General features: G+C 56.1%; 10 protein-coding genes, 1 tRNA gene and 1 pseudogene. 3 read left to right on the top strand and 9 right to left on the bottom strand.

Features of this window, described 5'->3' with window-relative positions; all coding sequences use genetic code 11:
- The first annotated feature begins 405 nt into the window (after positions 1-405).
- Positions 406-2,403 (top strand): acyltransferase family protein, encoded by a 1,998-nt coding sequence (locus J5M66_RS24490; protein ID WP_207808307.1) that lies wholly within the window; start codon positions 406-408, stop codon positions 2,401-2,403.
- Between the two features lie 161 nt (positions 2,404-2,564).
- Here the strand turns inward: J5M66_RS24490 and J5M66_RS27075 are convergent.
- From J5M66_RS27075 to dapA, 7 genes and pseudogenes are all read right to left on the bottom strand, one after another.
- Positions 2,565-3,131, bottom strand: a pseudogene (locus J5M66_RS27075) (transposase).
- Entirely contained in the window at positions 3,131-3,448 is a 318-nt protein-coding gene (locus tag J5M66_RS27070) for a transposase (protein ID WP_243432929.1), read from the bottom strand. The pseudogene J5M66_RS27075 and the gene J5M66_RS27070 overlap by 1 nt, the downstream one beginning before the upstream one ends.
- A gap of 313 nt (positions 3,449-3,761) precedes the next feature.
- Positions 3,762-3,851: transfer RNA gene (locus J5M66_RS24480), tRNA-Ser, on the bottom strand.
- Positions 3,852-3,935: 84 nt separating this feature from the next.
- Positions 3,936-4,649 (bottom strand): phosphoribosylaminoimidazolesuccinocarboxamide synthase, encoded by a 714-nt coding sequence (gene purC, locus J5M66_RS24475; protein WP_016771262.1) that lies wholly within the window; start codon positions 4,647-4,649, stop codon positions 3,936-3,938.
- Between the two features lie 28 nt (positions 4,650-4,677).
- Positions 4,678-5,439, bottom strand: a complete 762-nt coding sequence (locus tag J5M66_RS24470) for an MBL fold metallo-hydrolase (protein WP_024012002.1) — start codon at positions 5,437-5,439, stop codon at positions 4,678-4,680.
- Positions 5,440-5,445: 6 nt separating this feature from the next.
- The gene (gene bamC / locus J5M66_RS24465) at positions 5,446-6,561 is read right to left on the bottom strand and encodes an outer membrane protein assembly factor BamC (protein ID WP_207808306.1); all 1,116 of its coding nucleotides are present in this window, start codon (positions 6,559-6,561) and stop codon (positions 5,446-5,448) included.
- 17 nt (positions 6,562-6,578) lie between these two features.
- On the bottom strand, positions 6,579-7,457 hold the full coding sequence (gene dapA, locus J5M66_RS24460) for a 4-hydroxy-tetrahydrodipicolinate synthase (RefSeq protein WP_016771265.1): 879 nt from the start codon (positions 7,455-7,457) through the stop codon (positions 6,579-6,581).
- Between the two features lie 328 nt (positions 7,458-7,785).
- Here dapA and J5M66_RS24455 point away from each other — a divergent pair, with 328 nt between their 5' ends.
- The gene (locus J5M66_RS24455; RefSeq protein WP_016771266.1) at positions 7,786-8,346 is read left to right on the top strand and encodes a glycine cleavage system protein R; all 561 of its coding nucleotides are present in this window, start codon (positions 7,786-7,788) and stop codon (positions 8,344-8,346) included.
- A gap of 10 nt (positions 8,347-8,356) precedes the next feature.
- Positions 8,357-8,830, top strand: a complete 474-nt coding sequence (locus J5M66_RS24450) for a peroxiredoxin (RefSeq protein ID WP_041478861.1) — start codon at positions 8,357-8,359, stop codon at positions 8,828-8,830.
- 119 nt (positions 8,831-8,949) lie between these two features.
- Here J5M66_RS24450 and J5M66_RS24445 read toward each other — a convergent pair whose 3' ends face one another.
- Both J5M66_RS24445 and J5M66_RS24440 read right to left on the bottom strand, forming a co-directional pair.
- Entirely contained in the window at positions 8,950-10,020 is a 1,071-nt protein-coding gene (locus tag J5M66_RS24445; protein WP_016771268.1) for an AI-2E family transporter, read from the bottom strand.
- 31 nt (positions 10,021-10,051) lie between these two features.
- Complete coding sequence (locus tag J5M66_RS24440) at positions 10,052-10,291, bottom strand: sulfurtransferase TusA family protein (RefSeq protein ID WP_016771269.1); 240 nt, start codon at positions 10,289-10,291, stop codon at positions 10,052-10,054.
- Between the last annotated feature and the right edge of the window lie 82 nt (positions 10,292-10,373).

The raw sequence follows: 10,373 nt of genomic DNA, 5'->3' as shown, positions 1-10,373 counted from the left end.
GGTATCTTCTGCCGCTCGAACATCTGGCACGAACTCAGCGTCCATTTGAACTGTCGCACGAATTCCCTAGGTGTTTCTGCCCGACGCGGTAGAGCGTGGCACTGCCGACAAAGACCTCGACGTAGTATTGGTCGGGTTTTTCCGAGGGTCACAGCCAGCATTTACAAGGGGGTTGACGCCTTATCAATCGCCTCCTTTTTCGCACCGTTGCCCGAGAAATTGGCCCAAAATCTCTGGTGTTCTGTCGCCTCCCCTTTCGCAGTCAATATCGCTACGCCAAGGCTGTTTTCGATTTGCTGCCCGTTGCGGTAAGTTGATGGGAGTTTCTTTCGCAGCGGAATAATGGCACTATCGCGACCCTCTGCCCCCTGCCTTTCAGCTAGTAACAACTTGAGCCGAAAACCAATGACAAACCCCAATTTAAAGTATAGAAGTGATATAGACGGCCTTCGCGCGCTTGCTGTTATTTCTGTTGTTATTTTTCATGCATTCCCAACACTGATGCCAGGTGGATTCGTAGGTGTAGATATATTCTTTGTAATATCCGGATATTTAATCGGCACCATATTACTTAAAAGCATTGACCTAGGAACGTTTAGTTTTTCAGATTTCTATGCCAGAAGGATACGTCGAATCTTCCCAGCCTTGACTCTCGTACTGATATCTTGCTGGGTTATTGGAAGACTCGTTCTATTACCAGATGAGATGACCGAACTGTCCAAACACATCGTAGCGGGCGCGAGCTTTGTAGCAAATTTCGCACTCTGGTACGAGAGCGGATATTTCGATATCGCTGCAGAACTAAAACCATTACTACATCTATGGTCGCTAGCGATTGAAGAACAATTCTATCTATTATTTCCTATCATACTTTGGGCGGCCTGGAAGATAGGATTCAGCGCTATCAGGGTGATTCTGGCTATTGGATTAGTGTCGCTGATTTTGAATCTTTACTTCATCAGCATGGATCCAAATGCCACGTTCTATTTACTGCCGACCCGCGCCTGGGAATTGTTGGCAGGTACATTGCTGGCGTGGGCTTGTTTGCAGCCGTGGTGGGTTTCAAGCGTCGAAGCACCGGGCTCCAAACTAAATGACATTCTAAGCGCGAGCGGGCTCGCACTCATATTCTTCGCTCTTTTTAGCTTCAAGTCGAGCGATCTCTTCCCAGGGTGGCGTGCAATATTTCCGGTGCTTGGTTCAGTCCTCCTGATAGCCGCAGGACCTTCATCTATAATCAACAAGAAAATTTTTTCAACACGGGTAGCTGTAGCTATTGGCTTGATCAGCTTTCCGCTGTACCTCTGGCATTGGCCACTGCTTGCGTTCTCCCGTATAGTCGAAAGTGAAGTACCCAGCATTGAGATAAGATCGGCAGCGGTTGCAGCATCATTCTTACTTGCCTGGACTACTTATTCAGTAGTTGAAAAGCCCCTTCGCACCGGAATACTAAAACAGCCACGTCAAACCTCTGCATTTCTTGGATTAATGATCGTTATTGTGCTTGGTGGGTTTGTATCCTATAAACACCCAGCGGCTATCCCGTTAGAGACTAAAACCGAAGCAGCCCGGGCTACCGAGAAAAATACTGCAATTTCGCTGGCGAACTGCGCAACGAAATTTCCTGACTGGAACAAAATGACCGACAACCCATGCCTGATCCAAGATGGTTCAATTACTAGCTCGGTCATTGGCGACTCACATGCAGCACACCTATTCGCTGGTCTGAGCACCTACTCCAACGCCGAGCGTGGCTTGGCTGTTTTTCCGGCCAGCTGTGCTGCGCCATTTTACGATACGTCTACTGCGCAAAAGGATAAAGCCGCGGCGAAGGTTCGCGCGAATGCTTATCGCCTCATCAATGAAGCATATGATTACGTCGCAAAAGATAACAACGTGGCAAATGTACTTCTTGCTCATAATCCACGGTGTTCTTATGAAGACGCTTTAGACATTCAAAACCCTGGCGAACTGGATTTCAAAAAAGTCTTGGAGTCAGGCATGAGAAGATCCTTCAAAATGCTATCTGACGCAAAGAAAAATGTTGTGGTAGTTCTAGACGCACCAACTCTTCCATTTGATCCATCGGCCTGTATCGAAAGACCTTTTAGAATTACTGAAAAGAATAATTACTGTTCATTCCAGCGGACAGTATTCGATCAGGACACTGTAAATTCCGTCTACAATGAAATTATTCAACGCGTAGCAAAAGACTTTACTAACGTACAAATAATTGACTTATCATCGCAGATGTGCGACTCCGACAAATGCTATGTGGCCAAGGGTGGAAAAATCCTGTACAACGACAGGAACCATCTATCCAAGTATGGCTCGCAATTCGTTGCACCGTACATTATGAAATCTCTACTTCACGAAAAAAATGAGCGCACCACGCAACTTTAGCCGTTAAAGATAGCGAATTGACCCAGGGAAGGCCTAAAGTACCTACCGTTTTTTTTGATCTCATCACTGCCTGAGGTTTAAAAATTCTGGGTCGGTCAAAAACAGACCTTTCCTGTCTTCAACTCATGGTTTCATCCTCTGGTCTCGGTACTTCAGGGCGATCATTCCGCATTACAGACGCACCTCTCCCGCAACAAACGTTTTCGCACCATCCACAGGTTCGATAATGCTAACAAGGTTGTCTGTTGTGCGATGTTTTTCGACAAGGCGCGAAAGCGTCCTTTCGTGTACCCAAACTGGCGCTTGATCACGCGAAAGTGATGTTCCACCTTGGCTCGTACCTGCGCTTTGGCGTATTCGATCTCACGTCGCATGCGCCCGACCAAACTCCTTTTATCGTGTTTTTTATAACTGCTGGGACGCGCGGCAAATTGACCAGATCATCTTGCGTCCTTGATGCTCCAGCCGCTTTTCTACTCAGGTGTGACCCGCATCATTGCATCCTCGCCGTGCAGCAACTGATCGACCTGCGCCACCTCCGCAACATTCGCCGCCGTGCCCACCAAGCCGGATCCGGCATCGACGCCGATGTTCGCTTTCATACCAAAAAAGTACTGATTTGTTTTCTTCATCTGACGCGTTTCCGCGTCGCGCTTACGGTCTTGTTTCTTGGTCGAACTCGGCGCATGAATGACCGTCGCATCGACCACCGTACCTTGGCGCAGCATCAAGGCACAGTCCCCAGATAGCCGTTGAAGACCCGCAAGATCCCACCCGCCAGCTCACGTTTCTCCAACAAGCGCCGGAAATTGAGGATCGTGGTTTCATCAGGAAACCGATCCAGGTGCAGCCCTGCAAACTGGCGCAGGATAGTGGTCTCGTAGAAGGCTTCCTCCATCGCCGGATTGCTGTAGCTGAACCATTTCTGCATCAAGTGAACCCGTAACATACCCAGCAACGGATACGCCGGGCGATCGCCCTCGCCTTTCGGACAGTGCGGCTCGATCAGGGCAATCAAGCCCTTCCAGGGTACGACCTGATCCATTTCAATTAGGAACCGGTCACGACGGTCTACTTACGTTTGCCGGCAGATGCGGCATCGGCGAAAGACATCTGTTCCATCGGGACTCAACCGTTCGATTCGTGTGAGGCGGGTTCTCAGCAAATCTGGGAGTCTTATTCAGAGTTCCCTTAGCGCAGACCCCAATGCACGCTTTCGAAATTGGCTGAAGCATACATGGGCCTAGAGCATCCTGATGATGTCATTTTTTTGCCCTCAAAATGCCTAAACGAAAATCCACAAACGAAAAAGCCCCCGTAATCAGCAATGATTACGGGGGCTTCGTCTTGTTCAATAATGGCGGAGAGATAGGGATTCGAACCCTAGGTACCGGTGAAGGTACAACGGATTTCGAATCCGTCCCATTCGGCCACTCTGGCATCTCTCCAACGGCGCGCATCATAACAACACTTTCGTTGGTTGCGAACCCCCCAAACGAAATTTTTTCCGTGCTATCAGATGCTTGCGTCGATTAAAGCGGTACGCCCAGACGAGCGGCGACTTCTTCGTAGGCTTCGATGACGTCGCCGAGGCCCTGGCGGAAGCGGTCCTTGTCCATCTTCTTCTTGGTGTCCTTGTCCCACAGACGGCAGCCGTCCGGGCTGAACTCGTCGCCGAGGACGATGGAACCGTCGCTGAACACGCCGAACTCAAGCTTGAAGTCGACCAGCAGCAGGCCGGCGTCGTCGAACAGTTTGCTCAGGACTTCGTTGACCTTGAGCGACAGTTCCTTCATGCGCGCCAGTTGCTCGGCGGTACCCCAACCGAACGCCACGACGTGGGATTCGTTGATGAACGGGTCGCCCTTGGCGTCGTCCTTCAAGAACAGTTCGAAGGTGTACGGGTTGAGCTTCATGCCCTCCTCGACGCCCAGACGCTTGACCAGGCTGCCGGCGGCGTAGTTACGCACGACGCATTCCACCGGGATCATGTCGAGCTTCTTCACCAGGCATTCATTGTCGCCCAGCAGTTTGTCGAACTGGGTCGGCACGCCGGCCGCTTCGAGTTTCTGCATGATGAAGGCGTTGAACTTGTTGTTCACCATACCTTTGCGATCAAGCTGTTCGATGCGCTTGCCGTCGAACGCCGAAGTGTCGTTGCGAAACAGCAGGATCAAGCGGTCAGCGTCGTCGGTCTTGTAAACCGATTTGGCTTTGCCGCGGTAGAGTTCTTCACGTTTTTCCATGATGGGCTCCGCTTGCTAAGTAGGTGGGCTAGGCGATGTGGCGCCAGTCGAGCCCTGAATCTTGATCGGCCAGTTGCAGCCAGTCCGGGTCGCACCCGAGGGTGTCGACAAAACATTGCCGGGCCAGCTGCGGCAGGTTGTTCTTGCTGCTCAGATGGGCCAGGACCAGGTGTTGCAAACCCTGCCAGCCCAACTCGGCCACCAGGAATGCCGCCTGATGGTTGTTCAGATGTCCGCGTTCGCCGCCCACCCGCTGCTTGAGAAAGTACGGGTAGTGACCACGGGCCAGCATGTCGCGGCAATGGTTGGACTCGATCATCAATGCATCGAGGTCCCGATAGCCATCCAGCACCCGCTCGCAGAACGACCCCAGGTCGGTCAGCAGGCCGAAGCGCCGCTGTTCCTGATCGCTGAAGACGTACTGGGTCGGCTCCTGCGCGTCATGGGCCACGGCAATGACCCCGACGTTCAGTGCGCCGATCTGCAGCTGCTCGCCGCCGGCCAGAAAGCCTGCCGGTTCAAGCGGTTTGCGCATCCCGCGCAACGTGCCGCGACTGAGGTAGACCGGCAGATTGTAGCGCCGAGACAGCAAACCCACGCCATGCACGTGGTCTGCATGTTCGTGGGTCACAAGTATCGCGCTCAGTTGCGCCGGGTGCACACCCAGGCGCAACAGACGTCTTTCGGTTTCCCGCAGGGAAAAACCACAATCCACCAGCACGTACGTATCAGCACTGGCGATCAGCGTGCCGTTCCCTTGGCTACCGCTGCCGAGAACGGCAAAACGCATATCGGATCAGCCCAGGTTGTCCTGAATCACGCTCAACACTTTACGCGCGACATCGGCCGGCGCGACGGTGTTGATGTTCTTTTCGACGGTGACCTGGATGTTCTCGCCCACCTTGCTCAGGCGAACCTGATAACGCTCGGCGCGGGCTTCGACTTCTTCCTTGCTCGGCGCAGTGCCGAACAGGCTGCTGAAGAAGCCAGGCTTGTCGTCTTTCTTCTCGGCTTTTTCGGCCAGGTTGATGTAGTACAGGCCCAGGCTGCGGTTGATGTCTTCAACGCGCCATTCGCCCTGTTCCAGCGCACGGCCGACGCTCGACCAGGCGCGGTCCAGATCGGTACCGACGTTCAACACCGGGTTGCCGCTGCCGTCTTCGTTCAGGCTGACACGGCTCGGCGCGTCGAAATCACGCGAGGCCAGCATCGACACCGAACCGCCCTTCTCGGAGGTGCGGCTCATGCTCGCGAGCATGTCGTCGACCAGCGCAGCGTCCAGGCCAGTGTTGACCGAACGGTTGGTGAAGGCCACGTCGGCCGTGCTGCCGGCAGGACGCTCGGCGCTGACCACGTAGATTTCACTGGTGTTGCGCTGCACGCCCGGCTCGATGCGCACACGCACGCGGGTTTCGCTGTCGCTGGCGATACCGGCCGCACTCAGGCGCTTGGCCATCGACGCGGACAACTCGTCGGAGTGCTGCCAGGTGGTGGTGAATTCACCGGTCTGCGGACGCTGTTCATCCAGACGGAAACCGTTGTCCTGGAAGAACTGCAGCGCCACTGGCCAGACTTCGGCCGGCGGGTGCTGAGCCACGACCCAACGCGAATCACCGCTCTTCTGCAGCGAGTAATCAGTGGCATCGGCAACCGCCGAAAGCGGCTGAGGACGCGGCACAACGTACTCGCCCGTCGCGGTGTCATCGGCCACGTTGCGCGGGATCGGCAACAGCGGATCGAGACGTTTGGCAGTGCTCACATCCGGTGGCAATTGCATCGGTGCAGTCTGTTGCGCTTGCAGGTAATCGCTTCCACGGTCGCGGAAATAACCTTCCGGCCCCCAGACCCATCCGCAGCCACTGGTGCTGGAGATAATCAAGGCAAGTGCGGAAAGTCCGGCCATTCGCTTCATGCGTTGTACTTCCTCAATTAAACCAGGACGTTGCACTGGCGCAGGGCCGAGCGCAGCGTTTCATGACAAGGGGTGCTCAGCCAGGTCAGTGGCAGGCGGATGCCTTCGTGCATCAGGCCCATTTCGACCAAAGCCCACTTCACCGGAATCGGGTTGGCTTCGATGAACAGGTCCTTGTGCAGCGGCATCAGTTTTTCGTTGATTGCGCGTGCGGTATCGGCGTCGCCCTTGAGCGCGGCCTCGCACAGGTCAGCCATTTCGCGCGGGGCGACGTTGGCGGTGACCGAGATGTTGCCTTTGCCGCCCAGCAGGATCAGCTCGACAGCGGTCGGATCATCGCCGGACAGCACGATGAAATCCTTGCTCACGCCATCGATGATCGCTTTGGCGCGCTTGAGGTCGCCGGTGGCTTCCTTGATGCCGATGATGTTCGGCACGGTGGACAGGCGAATCACCGTCTCGGCCTGCATGTCGCAGGAGGTGCGGCCGGGAACGTTGTAGAGAATCTGCGGAATGTCCACCGCCTCAGCGATGTGCTTGAAGTGCTGGTACAGGCCTTCCTGGGTCGGCTTGTTGTAATAAGGAACCACCAGCAGGCAGGCATCGGCGCCGGCGGCCTTGGCGTTGCGGGTCAGCTCGACGGCTTCGCGGGTCGAGTTGGCGCCGGTGCCGGCGATGACCGGAATGCGCCCGGCAACCTGTTTGACCACGGCTTTGATGACGGCGATGTGCTCTTCTACATCAAGGGTGGCCGACTCGCCGGTAGTACCGACGGCGACGATGGCATGGGTGCCGTTCTTGAGGTGGAAGTCCACGAGTTTGCTGAGGCTGTCCCAGTCAAGACGCCCTTGTGCATCCATGGGAGTGACCAGTGCCACCATACTGCCCGCAATCATGAAACCGCTCCTGCCGGAAAAAGAGAGCGGTAATGGTACTGGCGCCAAGATGCTTGCACAAGCGAAGTACTGCGCCGCCGCCATTCCCCTTGGCGCCGCTTTTCGCTACCCTTCAGACTTTGATCGGTACAGATCAGCTTGTACGCCGGGTTTCAGCCTCCCCTTTCGGCCTCCCAGGCCCCGTTCCTGCGTCGCATCGACGCGCTCCCGCACAGTGGAGCGAGCCGCGAACGCTGGCCGGGGCTCTTTATACGGACCGCCAGAACAGGCACTCCCGGCCGCCAACGCCCGTCAACCTACCGACCGCTCATCGCTTTAGGAATGCTGCATGTCCACCCCCACAGTTCGCGAACAATTCCTTGTCATCAGTGCCCTCGGCGCCAACCCCATGGAGCTGACCAACGTCCTGTGCCGCGCCAGCCATGAAAACCGCTGCGCCGTCGTCACCTCTCGCCTGACCCGCCACGGCGAGTGCAGCGCCCTGGTGCTGGAAATTTCCGGCAGCTGGGACGCCCTCGCGCGCCTCGAAGGCAGCCTGCCAGTGCTGGCCAAGCGTCACGCTTTCACCGTCAACGTGGTGCGCAGCGCCGCTCTGGAAAATCGCCCGCAGGCGCTGCCTTACGTGGCTTACGTCAGCTCGGCGTATCGCCCGGACATCATCAATGAGCTGTGCCAGTTCTTCATGGACCACAACGTCGAACTGGAAAACCTCACCTGCGACACTTACCAGGCTCCCCAGACCGGCGGCACCATGCTCAACGCTACGTTCACCGTGACCCTGCCGGCCAACACCCAGATCAGCTGGCTGCGCGATCAGTTCCTCGATTTCGCCGACGCGATGAACCTGGATGCCCTGATCGAGCCTTGGCGCCCACAAAACCCAATGTAAGGAAGCTTTCATGGCCGTAGTCATCGACCAACCGGTTGCGGATTTCACCGCACCTGCGACCAGCGGGCAGACCGTCAGCCTGTCCGAACTCAAGGGCAAGCAAGTGGTGATCTACTTCTACCCGAAGGACAGCACCCCGGGCTGCACCACTCAGGGCCAAGGCTTTCGCGATCAATATGCGGCGTTCAAGGCTGCCAACACCGAAGTCTTCGGCATTTCCCGCGACAGTTTGAAGTCGCACGAAAACTTCAAAGGCAAACAGGAATTCCCCTTCGAACTGATCAGTGACAAGGACGAGGCGGTTTGCCAGTTGTTCGACGTGATCAAGCTGAAAAAGCTGTATGGCAAGGAATACCTGGGCGTTGATCGCAGCACTTTCCTGATTGATAAGGACGGTGTGCTGCGTCAGGAATGGCGTGGCGTGAAAGTGCCGGGGCATGTTGATGCCGTGCTGGCGGCGGCTGAGGCTCTGAATAAAGCCTGATGTTTTTGCTGCGCCTGTAAAGACGCCTTCGCGAGCAGGCTCGCTCCCACAATTGAAATCTAATCACCGTGGGAGCGAGCCTGCTCGCGAATAGCCTCTCTGTAAATCCGGATCAACCGCTAAAGCAACGGCGCCACCACCGGCTCCTTGCGCGGCCACGCATCGAGCACAGCCTTGAACAGCGTCGCCAGCGGGATCGCAAAGAACACCCCCCAGAATCCCCACAACCCGCCAAACAACAGCACCGCGCAGATGATTGCCACCGGATGCAGATTCACTGCTTCCGAAAACAGCAACGGCACCAGCACGTTGCCGTCCAGCGTCTGAATGATCCCGTAGACCGCCATCAGGTAGATGAACTGGTCGCTCCAGCCCCACTGGAATAGCGCAATCAGCAGCACCGGTACGGTCACCACCACCGCACCGACATACGGCACCACCACCGACAAACCGACCAGCAACGCCAGCAGCGCCGCGTAATTCAGGCCCAGCGCGATGAAGGCGATGTAGGTCACGCCGCCGCAAATCACGATCTCGATGCCTTTGCCACGTATGTAATTGGCGATCTGCCGGTTCATTTCCTGGGCGACGCGGGTGATCAGCGCGCGTTCGCGAGGCAGATAGCCACGCACCCACTCGCCGATCATCGCCCGATCCTTGAGGAAGAAGAACACCAGAATCGGCACCAGAACCAGGTAGATCATGATGTTCACCAGCAGCGGCAAACTCGACAACGAGAAAGTCAGTGCCCACTGACCGAACTTGCCAATCTCGCCCCGCGCCGCTTCGATCGCCTGCAGGACTTGCTCGTCAGACACCAGATGCGGATAGCGCTCGGGCAATAGAAGCAGCAGCGATTGCCACTTGGCGAGCATGCCCGGCAACTCGTTGAACAGGGTGATCAACTGATGCCACAGCAATGGCAGCACCACGACGATAAACAGCATCAGCGCGCCCATGAACAGCGCAAACACCAGCCCCACGGCCACCCCGCCGGGCACACGCAGCCGCTCGAGCGTCACCACCAGGCCCTGCATCAGATACGCCAGCACCATCCCGGCCAAAACCGGCGCAAGCATGCCGCCGAGGGTGAGCACGGCGGTGAAGGCGAGAAACAGCAGCACTGCCAGCACCACCGCTTCCTCATCGGAGAAGTAGCGCTGAATCCAGTCGCGTAACACTTTGAACATCAATAATCCCTTCGATTTTAGGCGCGGCGCTTCAGGCTTTTTTCAACCAGTAACGGTAGACGCCAGCCTCGTCTTCTTCGCGCAACAGCGCATGACCGGCGAGTTTGGCAAAGGTACGGAAGTCGCGTTGCGAGCCGGCATCGGTAGCGATCACCTTGAGCACAGCGCCACTTTGCAGTTTGTTGAGTTCCATTTTTGCCTTGAGCAACGGCAACGGACAGTTCAGGCCACTGGCGTCCAGTTCCACGTCATGGGCTACAGCGTCAGTCATTGCGTCACTCCGGTTCGGGTTGTCGAGCTGCCTAGAATATCTGGTCGCGGCTTCGGTGTCCGGCTACAGTAAGGTCTTTGTC

Source organism: Pseudomonas sp. 67(2021), from assembly GCF_017491835.1.
GTDB lineage: Bacteria > Pseudomonadota > Gammaproteobacteria > Pseudomonadales > Pseudomonadaceae > Aquipseudomonas > Aquipseudomonas atacamensis.
This window is presented reverse-complemented; position numbering and strand designations above follow the sequence as displayed.

Coding starts and splice junctions, on each gene's coding strand:
- J5M66_RS24490 (WP_207808307.1), top strand. CDS start 406: ATGACAAACCCCAATTTAAAGTATAGAAGTGATATAGACGGCCTTCGC.
- J5M66_RS27070 (WP_243432929.1), bottom strand. CDS start 3,448: ATGGATCAGGTCGTACCCTGGAAGGGCTTGATTGCCCTGATCGAGCCG.
- purC (WP_016771262.1), bottom strand. CDS start 4,649: ATGGAAAAACGTGAAGAACTCTACCGCGGCAAAGCCAAATCGGTTTAC.
- J5M66_RS24470 (WP_024012002.1), bottom strand. CDS start 5,439: ATGCGTTTTGCCGTTCTCGGCAGCGGTAGCCAAGGGAACGGCACGCTG.
- bamC (WP_207808306.1), bottom strand. CDS start 6,561: ATGAAGCGAATGGCCGGACTTTCCGCACTTGCCTTGATTATCTCCAGC.
- dapA (WP_016771265.1), bottom strand. CDS start 7,457: ATGATTGCGGGCAGTATGGTGGCACTGGTCACTCCCATGGATGCACAA.
- J5M66_RS24455 (WP_016771266.1), top strand. CDS start 7,786: ATGTCCACCCCCACAGTTCGCGAACAATTCCTTGTCATCAGTGCCCTC.
- J5M66_RS24450 (WP_041478861.1), top strand. CDS start 8,357: ATGGCCGTAGTCATCGACCAACCGGTTGCGGATTTCACCGCACCTGCG.
- J5M66_RS24445 (WP_016771268.1), bottom strand. CDS start 10,020: ATGTTCAAAGTGTTACGCGACTGGATTCAGCGCTACTTCTCCGATGAG.
- J5M66_RS24440 (WP_016771269.1), bottom strand. CDS start 10,291: ATGACTGACGCTGTAGCCCATGACGTGGAACTGGACGCCAGTGGCCTG.